Consider the following 22,877-nt stretch of genomic DNA (forward strand, 5'->3'; position numbering starts at 1 on the left):
TGTTCCGTTCAACGCGCCGCTTCGTGCGGCGCCCGATTTCCGACCGACAGCATGACAGCTCGCCCCGCGTTCCCGTCTCCCGAAGCCTCCGGCACCACCGCGCCGCGCGCCCCTTCCCGCCTGCTGCGCCGCGCGGCGTTCGTGATCGGCGCCGCCGTGCTCGGCTACGGCGCGTTCGCGATCGCGTTTCCCGCGCAGGTACCGGCGGCGATCGGCACCGTCGTCGCCGACTGGACGGGTGCGAACCCGCATCCGGTCGTGCTGCAGCGGCCCGCCGCGCAGCCGCTGTCGGCGGTCGCGCAGCTTGGGCGCGCGTTGTTCGCCGATCCGTCGCTGTCCGCGTCGGGCAAGCAGTCGTGCGCGTCGTGCCACAGCCCCGATCATGCGTACGGCCCGCCGAACGCGCTCGACGTGCAGCCGGGCGGCCTCGCGATGACGCAGCAGGGGTATCGCCCGCCGCCGTCATTGATGTACCTGTACCGCCAGCCGAACTTCAGCATCGGCCCCGACGCCGGTGAAAACGACGCCGCACCGAGCGTCGCGCAGCAGGCCGCTTCGGCCGCCGGCGTGGTGAAGGCGCAGAAGGTGGCCGGCACGTCGGCCGCGCCGCAGCTCGTGCCGCAGGGCGGGATGTTCTGGGACGGCCGCGCCGATACGCTGCAGCAGCAGGCGTTCGGCCCGCTGCTGAATCCGGTCGAGATGGCGAACGCGAGCGTCGGCGACGTCGCGCGCAAGCTCGCGCAGTCGTCGCACCGCGCGCAGTTCGAGAAACTGTTCGGCGCGCGCGTGTTCGACAGCCCGCAGCTCGCGGTGTCGGAAGCGATGTTCGCGATCGCGCGCTATCAGGTGGAGGATCCGTCGTTCCACCCGTACAACAGCAAGTACGATCGCTGGCTCGAAGGCCGCGCGCGTCTCTCGCAGGCCGAACTGCGCGGGCTGCGCCTGTTCAACGACCCGGACAAGGCGAATTGCGCGGGCTGCCACCTGTCGAAGCCCGGCAAGGACGGGTTGCCGCCGATGTTTACCGATTACCAGTACGAGGCGCTCGGCGCGCCGCGCAACCGGCAACTCGCGCAGAACCGCAACCCGGCGTTCTACGATCTCGGCGTATGCGGGCCGTTCCGCGACGACCTGAAGGACCAGACGCAGTATTGCGGGATGTTTCTCACGCCGACGCTGCGCAACGCGGCGACGCGCCATGTGTTCTTCCACAACGGCGTGTTCCACACGCTCGACCAGGTGATGGCGTTCTACAACGAGCGCAGCATCTCGCCGCAGAAGTTCTATTCGCGCGGCGCGGACGGCAAGGTCGACGAGTACGACGACATTCCGCCGAAATACCGCGCGAACGTCGACGTGACCGATGCGCCGTTCGATCGCAAGCCGGGCGACAAGCCTGCGATGACGGCGCAGGACATCAAGGATATCGAAGCGTTTCTGGGCACGCTGAACGACGAGCCGGCGCGTTGAGGGGCCCGGCTATCGGTTGCCGTGCGCGCCGTGTTCGTCAGCGGCGCGCGCGGATGCACAGGAAGGCCGGCGCCAGCGACAGTTCCGCATGGAGCCGCTCCGATACGGCCTTCATCTCGGGTAGCGGTGTCGGTTCGACGAAACGGTCGAGATGCCAGCCGGCGTCGGCGAGCGCATTCAGGATGTCGGCGAGCGGCCGGCGCCAGGCCTCGACGTAGGGTTTCGGTTCGCCGAAGCCCGACCAATGGAAGCCGAAACGGCTCGTATCGAAGTACGTGCCGTCCCCGCGCGTGCGCTCGTCCATCCAGTCGCGCATCGGATGCGCCATCGAGAACACCAGCGTCGCGCCCGGCCGCGCGACGCGTCTGAATTCGCGCAGCGTCGGCGTCAGATCGCGCACGTAGTCGAACGCAAGCGAGCACAGGATCTTGTCGAAAGCGTGGTCGGGCAGCCAGTCGAGCGGCGCCGCGAGATCGCCTTCCGCGACGTCGACCGCGAGCCCCGCGCAACGCGCCTTCGCGAGCGCGACCATCTCGGGCGTGATGTCGAACGCGTGCACGGTCGCACCGTGGCGCGCGAGGTGCTCGCTGCAGATGCCGGGGCCGCAGCCGGCGTCGAGCACCGTCAGGCCGTCGACGTCGCCAAGCAGCGCCATCGCGGCCGGCCGTTCGTACAGCGCGTTGTGCGCCTTGGTCGGCGCGATGTCCGCGTAGCGTTGCGCGAAGCTCGCGTACACGCGGCGGGCGGACGGTTCGTTCGGGTCGGTCATGCGGCATCCGTCGGTGGAGACTGGGCAGGCCGATTCTGCCCGATCCGACGGCGGCTGGCGACCCGCCCTCGCGCCGACGTCAGGACAGGCTGTCGAGCAGCCGATACCACGCGACCCCGGCCGCGATATAGAAGCGCTGCAACCCGTGCAACGGGATCGGGCGGATCGGCGTAACCCGGAACGGCAGCGGCAGTTGCGCATCGCCCGACAGATGCGCGGCCAGGTGCTTGCCGAGCGTCGTCGCCATCGCGATGCCGCGGCCGTTGTAGCCGAGCGCGATCGTCACGCCCGGCGCGGGCTCGTGCACGTGCGGCAGGAAATCCGCGGTGATCGCGACGCGCCCCGCCCAGCGGTATTCGAACCGGACGTCCTTCAGTTGCGGATACAGCAGCGTCGTCGCGCGTTCGAGGTGGCGCCAGTCGCTCGCCGCGCGCGGGTCGGCGAACGGGCCGCGGCCGCCCATCAGCAGGCGCCCGGCCGCATCGCGCCGGAAGTACAGCAGCAGGCGCCGCGCATCCGATGCAACCTCGCCGCCAGCGAGGATGTCGCGGCCAAGCTCCGGCGCGAGCGGTTCCGTCGCGACGATGAAACTGTTCGCGGCGATCACCGACTGGCGCAAGCCGGGCCACAGCCCGTCCGTGTAGCCGTTGGTCGCGATCACGACGCGTTCGGCCGACAGCGTCGCGCCGCCGGACGTCGCGATCCGCCAGCGGCCGTCGGCGCGCGTCAGCCCGACGGCGCGGGTCGACCCATGCACGACCGCCCCGCTCGCCTGCGCCGCGCGCACGAGGCCGCGCGTATAGCTGAGCGGTTGCACGCTGCCCGCGCGGCGATCGATCCAGCCGCCCGCGTAGGCATGCGTGCCGAGTCGACGCGCGACTTCGTCGCGGCCAAGCACGTCGACCGGCGCGCCGCGCGCGGCCCATTGCTGCGCGCGACGTGCGACCGTGTCGAGCATCGCGGCGGTCGGCGCCGGCTGGATCCAGCCGTGGCGTCGCGCATCGCAGTCGATCGCGTGTCGCGCGATCAGGTCGAATACCGTGTCGGCCGCGCCGCCGACGATGCCGGCAAGCTGTTCGCCGGCCTCGTCGCCGAACCGGCGGACCAGTTCGTCGGGATCGTATTTCAGCCCGGGAATCACCTGCCCGCCGTTGCGGCCCGATGCACCCCAGCCCGGCTGCGCGCCGTCGATCACGCGGACGTTGACGCCGCGTTCGGCCAGATGAAGTGCGGTCGACAGGCCCGTGAAACCCGCGCCGACGATCGCCACGTCGCACGACACGGACGCGTCGAGCGCGGGCGTATCGGGCGCCGGCGCGGCGGTTGCCGCCCACAGCGAATCCGGCCACTGCGCGTCGGGCCATCCGGGTGCCGCGTTCGTTGCGCTCATGATCGATCCGGGTGGTCGGCGCCGTCCGACGCCAGCAGGCGGCGCAGGAATTCCTGCGTGCGGTGATGCGTCGGCTGCGTGAGCACATCGCGCGCCGGTCCGCTTTCGCAGATGGTGCCGTCGTGCAGGAAGCACACGCGGTCGGCCACCTCGCGTGCGAATGCCATTTCGTGCGTGACGACCACCATGGTCATCCCGTCGCGGGCGAGCCCGCGCATCACGCCGAGCACTTCGCCGACGAGTTCGGGGTCGAGCGCCGACGTCGGCTCGTCGAACAGGATGGCCTGCGGCTCCATCGCAAGCGCGCGTGCGATCGCGACGCGCTGCTGCTGCCCGCCCGACAGCTCCGACGGATACGCATTCATCCGGTGCGAAAGCCCGACCTTGTCGAGCAGCGCGCGGGCCTGCTCGCGCGCCTGCGCGGCCGGCATGCGCCGCACGTGGACGGGCCCTTCCATCACGTTCTCGAGCGCCGTGCGGTGCGCGAACAGGTTGAAGCGCTGGAACACCATGCCGACCCGCATCCGCAGTTCGTGGATCCGCTTCGAATGCGCGTCGACCTTCACGCCGTCGATCGTGATCGCCCCTTCGTCATAGGTCTCGAAGCCGTTGATACAGCGCAGCACGGTCGACTTGCCGGAACCGGACGGCCCGATCAGGCACACGACTTCCCCCTGCTGCACGTCGAGGCTCACGCCCTTCAGCACCGCGTGCTGCTGAAACCGTTTATGGATGGAATCGATCCGGATCATGCGCCCCTCCTCAGTGCGAGCCGCTTGCCGAGCCGGTTCACGCCGAACATCAGCGGCAGGCCAAGCGCGAGATACAGCAGCGCGACGAGCGTGTAGACGCTCATGTTCTGGAACGTCGACGACGCGATCAGCTGGCCGGCGCGCGTGATCTCGGCGACCGTGATCGTCGACGCGACCGACGAATCCTTCAGCAGCATCACCAGCGTGTTGCCGTACGGCGGCAGCGCGATGCGGAACGCCTGCGGCAGCACCACGCGCCGCATGATCATCGGGCCGCGCATGCCGATCGCGTGCGCGGCTTCGATCTGGCCGTGGTCGATCGCCTCGATGCCCGCGCGGAAGTTCTCCGCCTGATACGCCGAATACGCGATGCCGAGGCCGAGCACGCCGGCCTGGAACGCCGACAGTTGCACGCCGAGATCAGGCAGCACGAAGTACATGTAAAACAGCTGCACGATGATCGGCAGCCCGCGGATCACGTTGACGATCGTGCTGCCGGCCGTCGAGACGGCACGATTGCGCGACACCTTCATCAACGCGAGGATCAGCCCGAGCACCGAGCTGAGCACGAACGCGCATGCGGTGATCTCGATCGTGACCACCGCGCCCTTCAGCAGGATCGGCAGGAAATCGATCGCATTCTGAAAAAACATGAGGTCTCCTATGCGACGGCAGGACGGCCTGCCGCCGGGAATGCCCGCGACGCGCGGGCGATGCCGGTCGGGAATCGAATGCCGACGCTCAGCTCATGTGCCACTTCTGCAGGATCTGCTGCAGCGTGCCGTCGCTCTTCATCTTGCGGATCGCGCCGTTGAGCTGTTCGAGTGTCGCGGTGTCACCCTTGCGCACGATGAAGCACACCTGCCCCTTCACGACGCTCTGGTATTCCGGCACGAGCCGCACCTGGCGATTGACGCCGTGCTCGATCTGGTACGCGACGATCGGCTGGTCGGCGAAGCCGGCCTTGATGCGCCCGAGCGCGACGTCGCGCATGATGTCGGCGATCGAATCGTAGGTCCGGACTTCCTTGAAGATGCCCTTCTTGTTGAGCGCATCGACGAACGCCGTGCCGACCTGCGCGCCGACCACCTGGTCCTTGAAATCGTCCATCGACGTATAGCGGCCCGGGTCGTCGGCCTTCACGATCAGGCCTTCGCCGAACGAGTAGACGGTGTCGGAGAAATCGACGACCTGCTGGCGCGCCGGCGTCTTCAGCATCGCGGCCGAGATGATGTCGATCTTCTGCGTGGTGAGCGACGGGATCAGCGCCGAGAACACGGTCTGCTGCACGTCGACGCGAAACCCGGCCGACTTCCCGGCTGCCGTGATCGCGTCGACCATCATCCCCTGGATCGAATTGCTCTTGACGTCGAGAAACGTGAACGGCACGCCGGTGGCCGTCGCGCCGACCTTCAGCGTCGGCTCGGCAGCAACGGCGCTCGCCGAAGCCGTGGAGAGGGCGATACAGGCGGCGAAACCGGCGGCCAGTGCGCCGAACCGCTTGATGAACGGAACCATGGTGACTCCTTCTCGAATAATCCGGGCGCCGGCCGGTCGCTGATCGACACTGCGACGATGGCTTGATCTTAAAACGAATCAAAAACATCGCAAATAGATTTTTGCGTATCGATATTCGATACGCTATGATGCAATATCGAATCGATTCCGCTCCTCGCCATGGAAACGTCGCCCGACCAAGCAAACGATCTGCTGTTCAACCAGTCGCTGGAAAAAGGGCTGAACGTGCTGCGCGCGTTCAGCGCGAAGCGGCGCACGATGACGCTGGCGGAAGTCGCCGACGCGGCGGGGATGACGAAAAGCTCCGCGCAGCGGATGGTCTATACGCTCGAGAAGCTCGGCTACATCCGCAAGCATCCGGTCACGCGGCGTTACCAGCTCACGCCGCACGTGATGCGGATCGGCTTCAACTATCTCGCCGCCGACACGTTGATCGACGTCGCGAATCCGTTCCTGTCCGAGCTCACGAACGTGACCGGCGAAACCACCAACCTCACCGAGCCGGACGACGACGAAATGGTGTACGTCGCGCGTTTCGTGTCGACCAAGTTCGTGCCGATCCACATGCCGATCGGCAGCCGCATCCCGATGTACTGCACCGGCAGCGGCCGCGCGTTCCTGAGCGCGTTGCCGCCGGACGACGCACGCGCACGGCTCGACGGCATGGCGCGCACGCCGCATACGCCGCGCACGGTCACGGCACTCGACGATCTCGTCGCGCTGCTCGACAGCGCGCGGCGCGAAGGCTACGCGACCAACCAGGAAGAACTGTTTATCGGCGACATGTCGATCGCGGCGCCCGTGCTCGGCAGCCAGGGGCAGCCGGTCGCGGCCGTGCACGTGGTCGCGCCGACGAGCCGCTGGACGTTCGACGACGCGCGCCGCAAGCTCGCGCCGGCGGTGATCGACTGTGCGCGCGGGATCAGCAATTCGATACGGACGCTTGAGTAGCGTCGGCGAAACGGCACACGGCACGCCGTTGCATGGCGCAACGGCGTTCGATCGCTACTGCGGCTTGGGCGAATGCTCGGTCCGGTAGGTACGGTTCGGGCGCGATACGAGTTGCTTCGCTGCAACGTCCAGTTCCTTGCCGTGATACAGATCGATGCACTTCAGGAAGTCGAACTTCACGTCCCTGACTTCAGATTCGACAACCGGATTTCGATAGTCACGGGCCAGATACTTCGCGACCAGCGCGTGAATGACATCCGGCGCACGTTCCATGTCGTAGTAGGTCCAGTCACGCAACGCGCTGGTGCTGCTACCGATGTCCTTGCTCGCGCCGGGCGCCTGCTTGTATGCGGTAGCCAGACACTCCGCAAGCACCATGTCCTTGAAGTTCTGGAAATAAGTTCGTGAGCCTGCCTCAGGCGCCGCCTGTGCGGCGTCCTTCGCCACGACCATCGCCGGTTGAAACGCGATGCACGCCAACGCGGCAGCGATCCGGACTCCCCTCATGACAGGCTCCAAAAATTTGCGCGATCGGTACGATACCGCGTGCCCGGTTCGTTGAAGTGACCATGGCTGCGGCTCTGGATGCTCGACTCCACCGCCATCCCCAGCCGCGCCTCGAAGATCGGATCAAACCCCGACGCGGAAAAGTATTGCCGACTGTCGCCGCCGGCCGCTTCGTCCACCCACCCCCTCGTTTTCCCCGATCCCGTTCGCCTTGACTCCGCCGCCTCGATCGACAAAACTTCGCACATCGTCAGTGTGATCACAGATCGCAGATCAATCCCAGGAGAACCCGCCTTGGCGCCCCGTATCGTCCCGCCCGCACTGAAAGCCATCGAACAGGAAACGATGGCCGACAAGGTCTACCAGCAACTGCGCGAAGCGCTGATGAGCGGCCGCTTCGCGCCCGGTCAGGCGTTGAGCCTGCGCAGCGTCGCCGAGGCGGTCGGCTCGTCGACGATGCCCGTGCGTGCCGCGCTCACGCGGCTGCGCGCCGAACGCGCGCTGGTCGACGGCCCGAATCGCGCGCTCGTCGTTCCGCCGATGACGCTCGACATGCTCGACGAACTGCGCGACGTGCGGATCGCCCTCGAAGGCTGCATCGCCGAGCGCGCGTGCGCCCGGATGACCGACGCGCAGATCGCGGTCGTGCGCAAGACCTGCGAGACGATGCAGGCACACGTCGAGGCCGGCCGCTCGCGCGCCTACCTGCAAAGCAATTTTGCGTTCCACAGCGCGATCTACGCGCACGGCGCCAGCGAAAACACGCTTGCGATCGTCGAGAACCTGTGGATGCGCGTCGGCCCGTTCCTCAACATGGTCGCGCTCGACATCCCGCACATGCGGCGCTCGATGGATGCGCACCGCGCCATCGTCGATGCACTCGAGCGACGCGACGGCGCGGGCGTGCGGGCCGGCATCGCGCTCGACATCGGCGGCGCCGCGCACGATCTCGCCGAGACGCTGCGGGCCGAACAGACACCGCGGACCGTGAACGCGAAACCGTAGCCGCCGCCCGCCTCGACCCGCCGAATCGCGAGCGGCCGCAATCCGACTACACCAACGATGGAGACAACCCGGCATGACAGCTTCCGACCTGCTGAAACCCTATGACGGCCTGCGCGTCCTCGTGACGGGCGGCGCGTCGGGCATCGGCCTCGAAATCGCCGACGCGTTCGCCGAATGCGGCGGGCGTGTCCACGTGTGCGACGCGTCGCAGGCCGCGATCTCGGCGCTCGCCGACCGTCCGCCGCGCGCCGCGGCCGGCGCGATCAGCGCGACGCTGGCCGACGTATCCGACCCGGCCGCGGTCGAGCGCGTGTTCGCCGACGTGTCGACCGGGCTCGGCGGCCTCGACGTGCTGGTCAACAACGCGGGTATCGCCGGCCCGACCGGCGGCATCGACGAAATTGACCCCGTGCAGTGGGAACAAACCGTCGCGATCAACCTGAACGCGCAATTCCAGTTCGCGCGCCACGCGGTGCCGCTGCTGCGCGAGTCGAAACACGGCGGCGCGATCATTGCGCTGTCGTCGGTCGCCGGCCGGCTCGGTTATGCGTTCCGCTCGCCGTATGCGGCGACCAAATGGGCGGTGGTCGGCCTCGTGAAGAGCCTCGCGATCGAACTCGGGCCGCTCGGCATCCGCGTGAACGCGATCCAGCCCGGTATCGTGCGCGGCCCGCGGATGCGCCGCGTGATCGAGGCGCGCGCGCAGCAGCTCGGCATCGGCTACGACGACATGGAGCAGCGCTATCTCGAGAAGATCTCGCTGCGGCGCATGACCGATCCGGCCGAAATCGCCGCGACCGCGCTGTTCCTGTGCTCGCCGGGCGGGCACGGAATCACCGGGCAGGCGATCTCCGTCTGCGGCAACGTCGAAGTGCTCTGACGCGTCCTGCATCGTTCATCGAAAGGAATCCATCCGTGGCAAACGCTCGCAAAGTCATCATCACCTGTGCGCCGACCGGCGCGATCCATACGCCGTCGATGTCGCCGTACCTGCCTGTCACACCGCACGAAATCGAAACCGCCGCGGTCGCGGCCGCACGGGCCGGCGCGGCGATCCTGCACCTGCACGCACGCAACCCGTCCGACGGCAAGCCGACCCAGGATCCGGCCGTGTTCGCCGAATTCCTGCCGCGCATCAAGGCGCAGACCGACGCGGTGATCAACCTCACGTCGGGCGGCAGCCCGCACATGACGGTCGACGAACGGCTGCAGCCCGCGCTGCATTTCCAGCCCGAGGTCGCGTCGTTGAACATGGGCTCGATGAACTTCGGGCTGTACCCGATGCTCGAGCGCTTCCGCGAGCTGAAGCATCCGTGGGAACGGGAACATCTCGAGAAAAGCCGCGATCTCGTGTTCAAGAACACGTTCGCGGACATCGAGACGATCCTCACGCGCTGCGGCGCGAACGGCACGCGGTTCGAATTCGAGTGCTACGACATCTCGCATCTGTACAACCTCGCGCACTTCGTCGATCGCGGGCTCGCGAAACCGCCGTTCTTCGTGCAAAGCGTGTTCGGCCTGCTCGGCGGGATCGGCGCGCACCCGGAAGACCTGATGCACATGCGCCGCACGGCCGACCGCCTGTTCGGCAGCGATTACGTGTGGTCGATCCTCGGCGCGGGCCGCAACCAGATTCCGCTCGCGACGATCGGCGCCGCGCAAGGCGCGAACGTGCGCGTCGGGCTCGAGGATTCGCTGTGGATCGCGCCCGGCAAGCTCGCCGAATCGAGCGCCGCGCAAGTCCTGAAAATGCGGCAGGTGCTCGAAGGCCTGTCGCTCGAGATCGCGACACCGGCCGAGGCGCGCGCGATGCTCGCGCTCAAGGGCGGCGACGCGGTGAATTTCTGATCGCCGGGTCGCCACCCGAACACCCGCATCCGCAAGCGCAGTGACAAGGCGCCGGCCCGAGCCGGCCGGCGCCAGGACGCCCTTGATCGCCCCGCTCCGTTCGAGCGCCGCCGGCGCGGCTCCGTCGCCTGCCCATCCGCTGCGTGCCTCGCAGCGGCATTTGCCGAACGCGGCGCGCCGTGCTTGCCGTGCGCGCCGGTTCGCCCTTACCGGAGTCGTCCGCATGTCCACTCATCACGCTCAGGCCCTGTCGTCCGCCGCGACCGACGCGAACACGTCGCTGAACCGGCTGCTGTTCCGCAAACTGATGCCGCTGCTGATCGTCGCGTATGTGATCAGCTTTCTCGACCGCACCAACATCGCGTTCGCCAAACATTCGATGGGCGTCGATCTCGGCATTTCATCGGCCGCGTACGGGCTCGGCGCAGGGCTGTTCTTTCTCACCTACGCGCTCTTCGAGATCCCGAGCAACCTGATCATGCATCGCGTCGGCGCACGCTTCTGGATCACGCGGATCATGATCACGTGGGGCGCGCTGTCGGTCGCGATGGCGTTCGTGAGCGGCGAGACGTCGTTCTACGTGATGCGCCTGCTGCTCGGCGTGGCCGAAGCCGGCCTGTTTCCCGGCGTGATGCTGTATCTGACGTACTGGTTCGGCCGGGAGGAGCGTGCGCGCGCCACCGGCTATTTCCTGCTCGGCGTGTGCATTGCGAATATCGTCGGCGGGCCGCTGGCCGGTGCACTGATCGAACTCGACGGCACGCTCGGTTTCCACGGCTGGCAATGGCTGTTCGTCGTCGAGGGCATTCCGGCGATCCTGCTCGCGTTCGTCGTGTGGACACGATTGCCGGACCGTCCGAGCGCCGCGCCGTGGCTCGCCCCGGAAACCGGCCGCGCGCTCGAGCGCAAGCTGGCCGCCGAACAGGACGCGGGCGTCGCCGCGCACGGCGGCCACGCGTTCGGCGCCGCATTGCGCGACCCGCAGATCTGGCTCGCGATCTTCGTGTACTTCTGCCACCAGTTGACCATCTACACGGTGATCTTCTTCCTGCCGGGGATCATCGGCGCGTCGGGACGTCTGTCGCCGGTCGCGGTCGGATTGCTGACGTCGCTGCCCTGGCTCGCCGCCGCGCTCGGGGCCGGGACGCTGCCGCGCTTCGCACGCGAGTCGCGTCATTCGCGGCGGATGCTGTGCGCGGGGCTCGCGATCATGGCGGCCGGGATGGTCGGCGCCGCGCATGCGTCACCGTTGGCGGGCCTGCTCTGCGTGTGCGTGTCCGCGTCGATGTTCTTCGTCGTGCAGTCGATCGTGTTCACGTTTCCGGCGTCGCGGCTCGCCGGCAGTGCGCTGGCCGGCGGGCTCGGGCTCGTGAATACCTGCGGGTTGCTCGGCGGCTTCGTCGGGCCCACCGTCGTCGGCGCGATCGAACAGGCGACCGGCAATGCAAAGAACGGGTTGACGCTGCTGGCGGCCGCGCTCGTCGTCGCGGCATTCGCGAGCCTCGCGTTGCGTCACGGGCACGAGCGCGCCGACGTGCGGTCGCGCGGCTGAAAGGCAGGCCGGAATCAGACCGGCGTGGGACGGGCTCCGCCCCGCCCGCCTCACGCCGTCAGAACAGATACATCCCCGCGACGAACACGACACCCGAGAACAGCAGCGTCGTCACGCAGTACCCCATGATGTCGCGCACCCCGAGCCCGGCAATCGCCAGCGCGGGCAGCGCCCAGAACGGCTGCGCCATGTTGGTCCAGGCCTCGCCGTACGCGATCGCCATCGCCGCCTTGCCGAGATCGGCACCGAGCGCCTGAGCCGCCGGCATCACGAACGGGCCCTGCACGACCCAGTGGCCGCCGCCCGACGGCACCGCGAAATTGATCACGGCCGAACTCAGGAACGCGAGCAGCGGGAACGTATGCACGTTCGCGATATCGACGAACCACTTCGTGATCACGCCCGCGAGCCCCGAATGATCCATCAGCGCCTGGATGCCCGCGTAGAACGGGAACTGGATCATGATCCCCGACGCACCGCGCGCCGCGCCGGCCACCGCGCGCGCATAGGCCATCGGCGTACGGTGCAGCAGGATGCCGGCCGCGAGGAACGCGAGGTTCACGGTGTCGATGTCGAGTGCGAAGCCCTTCTGCACGAACTTCAGCGCGAGGAACGCCGCACACAGCGCCGCGACGAACACCGACAACGCACGGCTCTCCTCCATCCGCTCCGCGAACGTCGCGTCGGGCCCGAGCTGGCGCTCGACGCTCGGCGGTTCGGCCAGCAGCGCCGGATCGACGCTGACCACGTCGCCCGGCTTCGGCATCATCAGGCGCGCGAGGAACGGCAGCATCACGATCAGGCCGATCGTGATGAACGCGTTGTAACCGGTGAAGATCGTCTGCGACACGGGAATCAGCCCGATGGTCTTTTCCATCGGGTTGCCCTTCGTCGCCGCGACGAGCGGGACCGAACCCGACATTCCCCCGTGCCAGCTCAGGAAGCCCATGTACGCGGACGCGACGAGCAGCCGGTAATCGCTGCCGGCCACGCGACGCGCCACTTCGCGCGCGAGCATCGCGCCGAGCACGAGGCCGAAGCCCCAGTTGATCGCGCACGCGAGCGCGCCGACGAACGCGACGAGCATCACGCCCTGCCCCGGCGTGCGCGCGGTGCTCGCGAGCGCGACGAGCATGCGCTTCACGGGCGGCGAACTCGCGAGTGCGTGACCGGTGACGAGAATCATCACCATCTGCATCGAGAACGCGAGCAGGTTCCAGAAACCCGAACCCCACATCGTCGTGAGTTGCGCAGGCGTATTCGGCGTGAGGCCGAACGCGAGCGCGAACGTGACGATCGTCAGCAGGATCGCGAAAATCAACGGGTCGGGCAACACGCGGTGAACCACCTGCGTGAAAAAGCGGGAAATGCGCTGGATCAACTTGAGCTCCTCGTTTCCTGATAGGGACGTCCGCGCGTATCGTTGTTGGTTGATGCGCGGAAACGCGCGGATTCTTGCATAGAACCGGCGGGCGCGCTTTGGCATGCGCGGGGCCGCGATCGCGCGGCGGTACCGACAGGGAAACAGGAACAAGTGGCGGGACGGGCTCGAGCCGCTTCGCAGCCGCGATCAGTGCATCGCGTTCGTCACGCCGCCCAGCGCCCGCGCTCCATCGCCTCTACCATCATGCCGAGTGTGAGCGACCGGCCCCCCAGGATTTCCCGCGCCTCGCCGCTGAACGGCGATCTGACGACCGTGGCAAGGAACGAACCGATGCCGAGCTTCGCCGACGGGTAGTAATCGTGGATGTCGAACATGGACAAGTCGACGTCAAACGTCACGGCCCATCGCCGGACGAACGCATCGATGTGCTCCGGCTCCATATCGAGATCGTGATAGAGGTCAGTGTCCCGCATCAGTTCGATCCGATCGACTGGCAACTTGCCGATATCGGTCGCAATGAACGCTTCGAGGTTTTTCCACGCGTCAGCCATACAAACGATCCTCGGGCTTCACGATGCTGTTGTACGTGCCGATCGCGCGATAAGTGATCAGCGAGATATCCGTTGCCAGGAGTACCCAACCTGCTCCCGGAATGGCGCGCCCGACATTTGAACGAGCGCAAAAGGCTATCGTGAACGACTCGGGAGGGACAACCGCCCCATGGAAGCAAAGGCTGGCGCAAGCGTGCATTCCGACGCAAGCGATCGACCGGATATCGTTCCTTTAATACGGCTCCACGCTTGCACTTCTGATCGTGACAGCTTCGTCGTGCAGCACGGATCCTCGCGGCGATGGCTTGCCCTGGAACGGATACAAATCGTCAATTTTCGGTGACCCGTTGGCGACAAAAGCGCAAACGTCGTTCGCTTCCTGGCTGCATGTGCGCATTAACGCATCGCCGCCGCACGCTCCTTGACCACCTCCATCGCCTTCGCCCGCCCCTCACTCCACCGCTGCGCCACCCGATACGCGACAAGCGCCCCGGCCACGGCAAACAGCATCGGCACGAGGCTGTCGTGATCCGCGCGGGTGAACTCGAGCAGCAGCACGACCGCCGTGATCGGCATCTGCATCGACGCGGCGAGAAATGCGGTCGCACCGACGAGCGCACAGGCGCCGATCGACGCACCCGGCCACACGAGGCTCCACAGCCCGCCGAGCACGACGCCGAGCAGCGCACCGTTCGCGAGGCCCGGCGTCAGCAGGCCGCCTTCCGCGCCGGCCCGCAGGCTGCCGGCCTCGATCAGCACCTTCAGCACGAGCAGCGCAGCGGCGAGGCCGATCGTCAGCGTGCCGTCGAAACCCAGCGACGCCGGGCCCTTGCCGTTGCCGAGCAGTTGCGGCAAACGCATCGCGAGCACGCCGATCACCGCAAAGTTGAGCAGCGCGAGCACGGGCAGCCGCCCGTCCTTCGGCGCGTTCGCCCGGGCGCGGGTCGTGAGCCGCACGAAACCATATGCGGCGAAGCCGAATAGCGGCCCGCAGACGATCGACCATGTCACCAGCGGCGTGCTCAGCACGAACGGCGGCACCGTGTACTGGTGTTCGTTGCCGAGGCCGATCCACGCAACGGCCGCCGCGATCGCCGACGTCGCGACCGCCACGACCAGCGCACGCAGTTCGAACGTGCCGAGCAGCACTTCGAGCACGAAGATCGCGCCGCCGAGCGGCACGTTATAGACGGCCGCGAGGCCCGCGCCCGCACCGCACGCGACCATCAGCCGGCAATCGTCGGGAGTGAGCCCCGCACGATGCGCAAGCTGCCCCGCCAGCATCGATCCGATCTCGCGCGGAGCGACTTCGCGGCCGAGCGGCGAGCCGAGCGCGACGGTGACGATCTGCAGCAGCGCGTGAATCGTCGTGCTGACGACCGGCATCCGCGGATCGGCCGCGCGCACCGCGCGGCGGATGCTGACGAGCGGCCGGCCATACCGGTACAGCGCCCACCAGCCGCCGCCGGCGACGATCCCGCAGACGATCAGCACCGCGAGCCGGCGGAGCGGATCGGCGCCGGTCACGCCGGTGAGGAAGCTCTCGGTGCCGATCACGTGCGCGATGCTGTAGCCGAACGCGACGTGCTGGATCGCATGCAGCAGCAGCGCGAGCAGCATGCCGCCGAGACCCGCGCCGGCGCCGGTCAGGATCGTGACGACGGCCATGCGCGCGAACGGGCTGGCGGCCGGCGAAGGGGATGCGGGAGCGGACGGGAGATCGGGGCGCATGGGGTTCGCGAATGGGATCGAAAAAGACGGCGCGCAACACGCACGCCGTCGTCAGGTCCGCATCGTAGGCCGGCGACAATCATGAGACAAACGTATTTTTCGAATCGACTCATGCGTTTGATGAATACACGAAGACCGGCGGGTCGAGACAGCCCGAAGTTCACCGCCCGCTTCAATGCGGATACGTGATGCGTTCCGGTTCACGCCGCGGGATCGCCTTCCCGTTGCGGCGAATTCGTGAGAACGGCCGCGTGCTTCGAGTCGGCAGGTCGCGTGATCCGGTTGACGAGCCTGGATGAAGCGCGTCGACGCGTGCACGCGTCCGCGTTTGAACGCGGGTGCTGCCGGTCGTGAGCGTAGGCTCAGGCGAGCCACTCTCCGCGCGCCAGTCGCACCGATCCACCGCCGCGCCACGCCCCGCTCATGTTGCAACGACGCGACAGCACGCCCGCGACGGAGGGATACCGCCCGCGTGCGACCGTGCAAAAACCACCACCGTCACGCGCGCGCGGCGCGTCGTGTCAGTTTTGTGAACGACTCTTGCCCGATCCGGAAAGGTGCGCTCGCGGCCCCCGGCGGCCTTGCGCGCGGGTTGCGTTCCTATACTTGCGCCGAACTTTTGTTCCCCTTCCCACACGCAGGAGCCTCACTTGAAAAAAACCCTCGTCGCCGGCGCATGCACCGCCACGCTGTTCGCCCCGCTCGCTCACGCACAGAGCTCGGTCACGCTGTACGGCCTTATCGATGCCGGCATCGTCTACACCAACAACGCCAACGGCGCGTCGCTGTGGCGCCTGAACAGCGGCACCGTCAACGGCAGCCGCCTCGGGTTTCGCGGCACCGAGGATCTCGGCGGCGGCCTGAAGGCGCTGTTCGTGCTCGAGAACGGCTTCAACGTGAACAACGGCGGGCTCGGGCAGGACGGCAAGCTGTTCGGCCGCCACGCGTACGTCGGCCTGAGCCAGAGCGGCTATGGCACGCTGACGCTCGGCCGCCAGTACGACACGATGGTCGATTTCGTCGCGCCGCTGTCCGCCACGGCCGGCGACCTCGGCGACACGAGCTTCGCGCATCCGTTCGACAACGACAACCTGAACCACTCGCTGCGCATCAACAACGCGGTCAAGTACACGAGCGAGACGTATGCGGGCTTCAAGGTCGGCGCGATGTACGCGTTCTCGAACGCGACCAGCTTCGGCGCGAACCGCGCATACAGCGTCGCGGCGAGCTACACGAACGGCCCGCTGAAGCTGGCCGGCGCGTACCTGCAGATGAACGGCACGAAGGGCTCGACGAGCGCGAGCCCGGGCGCGACCGACGCGGCCGAAGCGAAGAGCCTGAACCAGGGCGGCTGGTCGATCGGCTCGGACCGCATGCGTTCGTACGGCGGCGGCATCAGCTACGGGTTCGGCCCGGCCACCGTCGGCTTCGTCTATACGCGCTCGCAGTACGACAACACGGGCTCGTTCGGCTCGACCGGCCAGGTCGCGTTCAACAACTACGACGTGAACGTGCGCTATGCGGTGACGCCGGCCGTCAGCCTCGGCGCGGCCTACGTGTACACGGACGCCAGCGTGTCGAACCCCGACAGCAGGCACGGCACCGATCCGAAGTGGCACCAGGTCGACCTGCAGGCCGTCTACAAGCTGTCGCGCCGCACGGACGTCTACGCGGAAGCGATGTATCAGCACGCATCGGGCCGCGGCTACCAGGCGTTCATCGACGGCTCGGGCGGCGCATCGAGCACCGCGAACCAGATCGTCGGCACGATCGGCATGCGCACGCGCTTCTGATCGACGCAATGCATCGCCGCCCGACGCTCACGCACCTGCGTTCGCATGCGGGTTCGTGTGCGGCGGGCGGCGCATCAATGTTGTTCCATCTGGAAGGCAGCCTGCCTGGAATCGGGGTTTTTACGCGCTCGGGCGCTGCGTAGACTGCCAGCGAAGGTCGGGGGCACGCATCGCGCGTCGCGCCGGCCACCTACCCCGTACCCAGGAGAACCTCGTGAAATCGCTCGTCGTTACCGCCGCCGCTGCCGTCCTGCTCGCTGCACCGGCCCTGTCGTTCGCCCAGTCGGCAAAGTCGCCCGTCACGCGCGCGCAAGTGCTGCAGGAGCTGATCGACCTCGAATCGGTCGGCTACAACCCGGCGCGCGGCGAATCCATCAACTATCCGGACGACATCCTCGCGGCACAGGAGCGGCTCCACGAAAAGCGCCTCGCGCAACAGAAGGCCGCGCACGCCGCATACGGCCCGGCCGGCGAGCCGGCAACGGAATCGGGCGCGGCGGCAAAGCCCGCGCTGTAACGTCATGACGATGCGCCGCGCCCACGGAGAGGATGTACCGTGGGCGCGGCGAGTCGCGTTGGCGTGATTGGCGAAATTCGCGTGAAGAGAAGAAGCCGGCTGAAGAGAAGCAGCCGGCGATACGGCGATGCGCCGATATGCGTCGGCCGCTCAGGCGGCCTGCGGTTCGCGGTCGATCGCGTTCAGCATCTCGACGTCGCGCGCGATCATCCCCGGCACCTGGGCACGCAGCATCTCGACCCACGTCCGCACCTTCGCATCGACGAAGCGGCGCGACGGATACAGCGCGTACACGTTCATCTTCTGCAGGATGTGCGCGGGCAGCACGCGCACGAGCGTGCCGTCGCGCAGCGCGTCGATCGCCGAGTAAAGCGGCAGCATGCCGATCCCGATGCCGTCGCGGATCGCGAGCGCGAGCGATTCAGCCGTATTGGTCTGCACCGGCCCCGCGACGTGAATCTGCTCGACGCCTTCGGGCCCTTCGAGCACCCATTCGTGCGTCGGGAACGCCGGCGTGCACAGCGTCAGGCACGCGTGCGCGGCGAGATCCTGCGGACGGGCCGGCGCGCCGTGGCGTTTCACGTAGTCGGGCGACGCGCACAGGATGCTGAAGGTCGAGCCGAGCAGGTGCGACACGAGCTCCGAATCGGGAAGCGACGACGCGGTCACGACGGCCATGTCGCTCGTCCCGTCGAACAGGTCGGGCATGCGCTGCGACAGCGACAGCTCGATCGACACGTCCGGAAACTGCGCGTGATAGCGCGTCAGTGCGGGCAATACATAGTGATGGCCGACGCTCGCGAAGCTGTGCATGCGCAGCACGCCGGCCGGCCGTTCGTGTGCGCAGCTCGCTTCTTCTTCCGCGCGGTCGACGTCGGCGAGGATCTGGCGGCAGCGCCGCAGATAGCTTTCGCCGGCCGACGTGAGCGCGAGGCGGCGCGTCGAACGATTCATCAGACGGGTACGCAAGCGCGCCTCGAGCTCCGACACCGCGCGCGACATCGCACCCGTCGTCGAATTCAGCGATTGCGCGGCGGCAGTGAAACTGCCCGTCTCGACGACACGCGAAAACACCCGCATGTTTTGTAGGGTATCCATTCCTGTGAGCAACCTGTAGCGGAGCCGCTATTTTCCTCCACTGGATGCGACAGATTGTTACTCCGGCTGCAACTATCGTTTCCCGGCAGCTGCGTTAATGCGCGGGCGCCGCGCTCCTACAATCGGCGCCTCATCAGTCGAACGGACCCGTTCGGACGTGCCGCGCACCTCGCCGGCCCCGTACCGGCCCCCTCTTTTCATGAAGCCACAACCTGCGATCGAGCGACCTTCCATCGAACCGGCACGATGGAGAGCATGGCTCGATCCACTCGGCGACGCGGCACGTGACTGGGCCGCAAGCGACGGGCTGATCTGGCTGCACCTCGGGAAAACCGTGTTCGCGGCGCTGCTTGCGATGGGCATCGCGATGCGCCTGGAGATGTCGCAGCCGCGCACCGCGATGACGACCGTGTTCGTGCTGATGCAGCCGCTGTCGGGGATGGTGTTCGCGAAGAGTTTCTACCGCGTGCTCGGCACGGCAGCCGGACTCGTCGCCGCGCTCGCGCTCGGCGGGCTGTTCGCGCAGCAGCCCGAGCTGTACATGGCCGGCATCACGCTGTGGATCGGCAGCTGCATCGCGCTCGCGGTGCGCAACCGCCACTTCCGCTGGTACGGCTTCGTGCTCGCCGGCTATACGGCCGCGCTGATCGGCCTGCCGGCCGTGATGACGCCGCAGACGCTGTTCCAGTCCGCGCTCACGCGCGCCGCGGAAGTCGCGCTCGGCATCGCCTGCTCGGGCGCGGTCAGCGCGCTGATCCTGCCGCTCAGCTCCGCGAAGGCGCTGATGCGCTCGCTGGGCACCCGCCATGCGACGTTCGCGGCGTTCACGGCCGGCGCACTCGCGGGCGACGTCGCCCGCGGCGATTTCGAGCGGCGCTTCGCGGATTTCGTCGACGACATCGTCGGCTTCGAGGCCAATCGCGCGTTCGCGTCGTTCGAGGATCCGCACATTCGCGCGCGCAGCCGCCGGCTCGCGCGGCTGAACAGCGAGTTCATGAACGCGTGCACGCGGCTGCATGCGCTGCACCAGCTCGTCAAGCGGCTGCGCGCGAACGGCTCGGACGCGGTGCTCGATGCGCTCGCGCCGCATGTCGATGCGCTCGCGCAGCGTTTCGCCGCGCTGCGCGACGAGCGGCAACGCGGCATCGCGCCGGCCGCCGGTGCACTGCTCGATCTGCGCCGCTTCCACAGCGCGTTGCCGAAAGCCGCGCGCGCCTCGCGGCGAAACATCGAGGAACATGCGCCCGGCGGCCTGCTCGACTTCGATACCGCGATCGAGCTGCTGTACCGCTTTATCGGCGAATACCTCGGCTACGCCGACACCTATGCGTCGCTCGATCAGGACGACCATGCGTTCGAGCGCTCGGTCACGCATTACGCGGTGAAGACCAATACGTTTTTCGTCGGCTTCGCATTCCTGCGCACGGTCGTCGCCGTCGGTGCGATGAGCGTGTTCTGGATCGCCTCCGAATGGCCAAGCGGCCCGCTTGCCGTGACCGCCACCGCGATCGCGTGCGCGCTCAGCTCGACATCGCCGCGTGCGCCGAAGTTCGTGGCGCAGATGAGCGTCGGCGCGGCATTCGCGACCGCCGTCGGCTACCTGTTCCTGTGCTACGTGTATCCGAACATCGACGGCTTTCCGCTGCTGTGCGCGGCGCTCGCGCCGGTGCTCGGCGTCGGCGCGTTTCTCGCGATGCGGCCGGGACTGTCCGGCTACGGGATCGGCTTCGCGGTGTTCTTCTGCCTGCTCGCGGGCCCCGACAACGCGATCGCGTATACGCCCGAGGTGCTGATCAACAACGGCCTGGCCGTCGTCATCGCGATGCTCGCGTGCTCGCTCGTGTTCGCGGTCGTGTTCCCGACTCACATGCCGTGGCTCACGGGCCGCATCGCGCACGACCTGCGCCGCCAGGTCACGCTGGCGTGCGACGGCGCGCCGGACGGCCTCGCGCAGCGTTTCCAGTCGAGCACCCACGACCTGATGGCGCAACTGCGCACGCTGCTCGTGCGGCGCACGCGGCAGCATCGCGACGCGCTGCGCTGGATGCTGTCGACGCTCGAAGTCGGCCACGCGGTGATCGACCTGCGCGACGAAATGAACGCGTTCCGCGCATCGAAACCGCCGCAGACGCTGCGCTGGACGGGCTCGGTCGACGCGGTGCTGCACGAGCTGCCGCGCTTCTTCGACGATCCGACGCCCGGCCATCACGCACGCACGCTGAAATCGGTGAATCTCGCGATCCGCGCCGCGCAGCACGCGCTGCAGGCGTGGTATGCGGTGCCCAACGAACGGCATCGCATGCAGCGCATCGTCGGCTGCCTGCACTTCATGCGCAGCGCGCTGCTGGACAAGGACGCGCCGTTCAACCGGCATCGCCATTGATGCCATCGATGCCCGTGACGATCGGTGCGTGCGCAACGGGATCCTTGTTCCGGATGGAAATATGCTCTACAGGCGCGGTGATTAATCTTTAAGCAGTGCGAGCCTATAGTTTCCTCACTGCCAGCGAGACTGGCACTCACCCAGGAGAAACCGAAATGAAGCCGCTGCACCTCGCCCTCGTTGCCCTGTCGCTCACCGCTGCCGTCGCTCACGCACAGCCGGCACCGGCAGACACCGCTCAGCAACAGGCGAACCGCGTCGAAACCGTGAAGGCCGCCGGCCGCGTCGATCGTACGCAATCGAAGCAGGAAGACCCGAACGCCTGCGTCGGCCCCGTCAGCTTCTGCAACATCTACTTCGGCAGCTGAGCATGACGCCGCGTCGTCACGGCCAGGCCCGCACCGCCCGCATGACCTGCGCGGGCGAGCGGCGGCCCGGCCGATCGCGGCCCGGCCGATCGCCGCATCGCCGCTCCACCCCACGCCGCTTCGATTGAAGCGGCGCATGCCGTTTCAGGCGCCGCGCCCCGGCCGCCAGCCCACCTCGCGCAACGCATCCAGCAAGCGCGCCTGCCCCAGCCCTTCGACCCGCGCACCGCGCGACTCGACGTCGCCGCCCGCGACGAGCGCGTTCACGATCGCTTCCTCCACCGCTTCCGCCGCCGCGACGAACAGCGCGGAAATATGGTCGTTGTTGACCATCTTCACGCCGGTGGTCGGCGCCCCCTTGCTGCCGTAGTTCGCCGCCGGCAGGCCGTCGTTGCCCGTTGCGAACGCAAGGAAGATGTCGCCGCTCGAATCCTCGGTGCCGCCGCCGACCCGCGCGAGCCCGACGCTGGCACGCTGCGCGAGCCGCGTGCATTGGTGGGGCAGCAACGGCGCGTCGGTCGCGATCGTCACGACGATCGAGCCCATCCCGGCCTCGCCCTGCGCGTCCGGCGCGCGGAACGGCGAAGGCACGTGCCGCAGCACTTCGCCGACCGGATAGCCGGCCACGCGCAGCATCTCGCGCACGCCGTAGTTCGCCTGGACGAGCGCGCCGACGGTCCAGCCGCCCGCATCGGCCGCGAGCACGCGCGACGCGGTGCCGATGCCGCCCTTGAACTCGTGGCAGATCATGCCCGTGCCGCCGCCCACGCCGCCTTCGGCAACCGGCCCCGTCTGCGCGGCGGCCAGCGCGCGCTGCACATGCGCGGCGCTCACGTGCTGCCCCCAGATGTCGTTCAGCAGGCCGTCATAGGTTTCCATCACGACCGGCATGCACCAGTACACGCGGCCCGCCGCCGCTTCACGTTCGTTCGCGACGAGTGCATCGCGCACCGCGCCGACGCTGTGCGTGTTCGTATAGGCGATCGGCGTGGTGAGCAGCCCGGCTTCGCGGATCCATTCGAGCCCCGTTGCATCGCCGTTGCCGTTCAGCACGTGCACGCCCGCGAAACAGGGCGAATCGTGCGCGGCGCCCGCGCGCGGCTCGATGACGGTGACGCCGGTGCGGATCGATGCGTCGCCGTTCTCCTCGTTCAGCGTGCAATGTCCGACCCGCACGCCCGGAACGTCCGTGATCGCGTTGAAGCGGCCCGGTGTGCCGAGTCCGATGCGGATGCCGAGATCCCTCGTGCGCATGATGCTGTTCCTCCAGTCTTTCAGTGGTTCGGTATA

The 22,877-nt window shown here is 67.7% G+C and carries 22 protein-coding genes and 1 pseudogene; 10 read left to right on the top strand and 13 right to left on the bottom strand.

Going from position 1 to position 22,877, the window contains the following annotated elements; all coding sequences use genetic code 11:
• Positions 1–51 precede the first annotated feature (51 nt).
• Complete coding sequence (locus L810_RS15215; protein ID WP_042974852.1) at positions 52–1,470, top strand: cytochrome-c peroxidase; 1,419 nt, start codon at positions 52–54, stop codon at positions 1,468–1,470.
• 37 nt (positions 1,471–1,507) lie between these two features.
• Here the strand turns inward: L810_RS15215 and L810_RS15220 are convergent, their stop codons facing one another.
• The 5 genes from L810_RS15220 to L810_RS15240 form a co-directional block, all read right to left on the bottom strand.
• Positions 1,508–2,239 (bottom strand): class I SAM-dependent methyltransferase, encoded by a 732-nt coding sequence (locus tag L810_RS15220; RefSeq protein WP_021159178.1) that lies wholly within the window; start codon positions 2,237–2,239, stop codon positions 1,508–1,510.
• A 79-nt stretch (positions 2,240–2,318) separates the two neighbouring features.
• On the bottom strand, positions 2,319–3,629 hold the full coding sequence (locus L810_RS15225; RefSeq protein ID WP_042974854.1) for an NAD(P)/FAD-dependent oxidoreductase: 1,311 nt from the start codon (positions 3,627–3,629) through the stop codon (positions 2,319–2,321).
• Positions 3,626–4,381 carry an amino acid ABC transporter ATP-binding protein gene (locus L810_RS15230; RefSeq protein ID WP_042974856.1) on the bottom strand — a complete coding sequence of 252 codons (756 nt, stop codon included), beginning with the start codon at positions 4,379–4,381 and terminating at the stop codon, positions 3,626–3,628. The genes L810_RS15225 and L810_RS15230 overlap by 4 nt, the downstream gene beginning before the upstream one ends.
• Positions 4,378–5,034: an amino acid ABC transporter permease gene (locus L810_RS15235; protein WP_021159179.1), complete on the bottom strand. Its 657-nt coding sequence runs from the start codon at positions 5,032–5,034 to the stop codon at positions 4,378–4,380. The genes L810_RS15230 and L810_RS15235 overlap by 4 nt, the downstream gene beginning before the upstream one ends.
• An 88-nt stretch (positions 5,035–5,122) precedes the next feature.
• Positions 5,123–5,899: an ABC transporter substrate-binding protein gene (locus L810_RS15240; protein ID WP_021159180.1), complete on the bottom strand. Its 777-nt coding sequence runs from the start codon at positions 5,897–5,899 to the stop codon at positions 5,123–5,125.
• Between the two features lie 159 nt (positions 5,900–6,058).
• On the opposite strand from L810_RS15240, the gene L810_RS15245 reads away from it, so the two are divergent.
• Entirely contained in the window at positions 6,059–6,850 is a 792-nt protein-coding gene (locus tag L810_RS15245; RefSeq protein ID WP_021159181.1) for an IclR family transcriptional regulator, read from the top strand.
• 54 nt (positions 6,851–6,904) lie between these two features.
• Here L810_RS15245 and L810_RS15250 read toward each other — a convergent pair whose 3' ends face one another.
• Both L810_RS15250 and L810_RS15255 read right to left on the bottom strand, forming a co-directional pair.
• A complete protein-coding gene (locus L810_RS15250; protein WP_042974858.1) occupies positions 6,905–7,357 on the bottom strand; it encodes a type VI secretion system amidase immunity protein Tai4 in 453 nt (150 codons plus the stop codon).
• Entirely contained in the window at positions 7,354–7,536 is a 183-nt protein-coding gene (locus L810_RS15255) for a hypothetical protein (protein WP_021159183.1), read from the bottom strand. The genes L810_RS15250 and L810_RS15255 overlap by 4 nt, the downstream gene beginning before the upstream one ends.
• Before the next feature lie 115 nt (positions 7,537–7,651).
• On the opposite strand from L810_RS15255, the gene L810_RS15260 reads away from it, so the two are divergent.
• From L810_RS15260 to L810_RS15275, 4 genes are all read left to right on the top strand, one after another.
• Positions 7,652–8,362: a GntR family transcriptional regulator gene (locus L810_RS15260; protein ID WP_021159184.1), complete on the top strand. Its 711-nt coding sequence runs from the start codon at positions 7,652–7,654 to the stop codon at positions 8,360–8,362.
• Between the two features lie 73 nt (positions 8,363–8,435).
• Positions 8,436–9,242, top strand: a complete 807-nt coding sequence (locus L810_RS15265; RefSeq protein ID WP_021159185.1) for an SDR family oxidoreductase — start codon at positions 8,436–8,438, stop codon at positions 9,240–9,242.
• A gap of 35 nt (positions 9,243–9,277) precedes the next feature.
• Positions 9,278–10,210: a 3-keto-5-aminohexanoate cleavage protein gene (locus tag L810_RS15270; RefSeq protein ID WP_021159186.1), complete on the top strand. Its 933-nt coding sequence runs from the start codon at positions 9,278–9,280 to the stop codon at positions 10,208–10,210.
• Between the two features lie 223 nt (positions 10,211–10,433).
• Positions 10,434–11,762: an MFS transporter gene (locus L810_RS15275; protein ID WP_021159187.1), complete on the top strand. Its 1,329-nt coding sequence runs from the start codon at positions 10,434–10,436 to the stop codon at positions 11,760–11,762.
• Between the two features lie 58 nt (positions 11,763–11,820).
• Here L810_RS15275 and L810_RS15280 read toward each other — a convergent pair whose 3' ends face one another.
• The 4 genes and pseudogenes from L810_RS15280 to L810_RS15290 all read right to left on the bottom strand — a co-directional run bounded on the left by L810_RS15280 (position 11,821) and on the right by L810_RS15290 (position 15,428).
• Positions 11,821–13,143 carry a TIGR00366 family protein gene (locus L810_RS15280; RefSeq protein ID WP_021159188.1) on the bottom strand — a complete coding sequence of 441 codons (1,323 nt, stop codon included), beginning with the start codon at positions 13,141–13,143 and terminating at the stop codon, positions 11,821–11,823.
• A 206-nt stretch (positions 13,144–13,349) separates the two neighbouring features.
• Positions 13,350–13,697 carry a DUF1493 family protein gene (locus L810_RS15285; protein ID WP_021159189.1) on the bottom strand — a complete coding sequence of 116 codons (348 nt, stop codon included), beginning with the start codon at positions 13,695–13,697 and terminating at the stop codon, positions 13,350–13,352.
• A pseudogene (locus tag L810_RS49770) lies at positions 13,690–13,812 on the bottom strand (STM2901 family protein); the annotation flags it as partial. The gene L810_RS15285 and the pseudogene L810_RS49770, both read right to left, overlap by 8 nt.
• Before the next feature lie 281 nt (positions 13,813–14,093).
• Complete coding sequence (locus L810_RS15290; protein WP_042974862.1) at positions 14,094–15,428, bottom strand: chloride channel protein; 1,335 nt, start codon at positions 15,426–15,428, stop codon at positions 14,094–14,096.
• A gap of 650 nt (positions 15,429–16,078) precedes the next feature.
• On the opposite strand from L810_RS15290, the gene L810_RS15295 reads away from it, so the two are divergent.
• Positions 16,079–17,221 (top strand): porin, encoded by a 1,143-nt coding sequence (locus L810_RS15295; RefSeq protein ID WP_021159191.1) that lies wholly within the window; start codon positions 16,079–16,081, stop codon positions 17,219–17,221.
• Between the two features lie 214 nt (positions 17,222–17,435).
• Positions 17,436–17,738 carry a DUF4148 domain-containing protein gene (locus L810_RS15300; RefSeq protein WP_021159193.1) on the top strand — a complete coding sequence of 101 codons (303 nt, stop codon included), beginning with the start codon at positions 17,436–17,438 and terminating at the stop codon, positions 17,736–17,738.
• Positions 17,739–17,888: 150 nt separating this feature from the next.
• Here L810_RS15300 and L810_RS15305 read toward each other — a convergent pair whose 3' ends face one another.
• Positions 17,889–18,836 (bottom strand): LysR family transcriptional regulator, encoded by a 948-nt coding sequence (locus L810_RS15305; RefSeq protein WP_027791525.1) that lies wholly within the window; start codon positions 18,834–18,836, stop codon positions 17,889–17,891.
• A gap of 199 nt (positions 18,837–19,035) precedes the next feature.
• Here L810_RS15305 and L810_RS15310 point away from each other — a divergent pair, with 199 nt between their 5' ends.
• Together L810_RS15310 and L810_RS15315 are read left to right on the top strand one after the other, a co-directional pair.
• A complete protein-coding gene (locus tag L810_RS15310) occupies positions 19,036–21,219 on the top strand; it encodes an FUSC family protein (protein ID WP_021159196.1) in 2,184 nt (727 codons plus the stop codon).
• A gap of 155 nt (positions 21,220–21,374) precedes the next feature.
• Positions 21,375–21,587 carry a hypothetical protein gene (locus tag L810_RS15315; RefSeq protein WP_021159197.1) on the top strand — a complete coding sequence of 71 codons (213 nt, stop codon included), beginning with the start codon at positions 21,375–21,377 and terminating at the stop codon, positions 21,585–21,587.
• 144 nt (positions 21,588–21,731) lie between these two features.
• Here the strand turns inward: L810_RS15315 and L810_RS15320 are convergent, their stop codons facing one another.
• A complete protein-coding gene (locus L810_RS15320; RefSeq protein ID WP_042974866.1) occupies positions 21,732–22,841 on the bottom strand; it encodes a DmpA family aminopeptidase in 1,110 nt (369 codons plus the stop codon).
• Positions 22,842–22,877 lie beyond the last annotated feature (36 nt).

The organism is Burkholderia sp. AU4i, from assembly GCF_000466765.1.
Lineage (GTDB): Bacteria > Pseudomonadota > Gammaproteobacteria > Burkholderiales > Burkholderiaceae > Burkholderia > Burkholderia cepacia.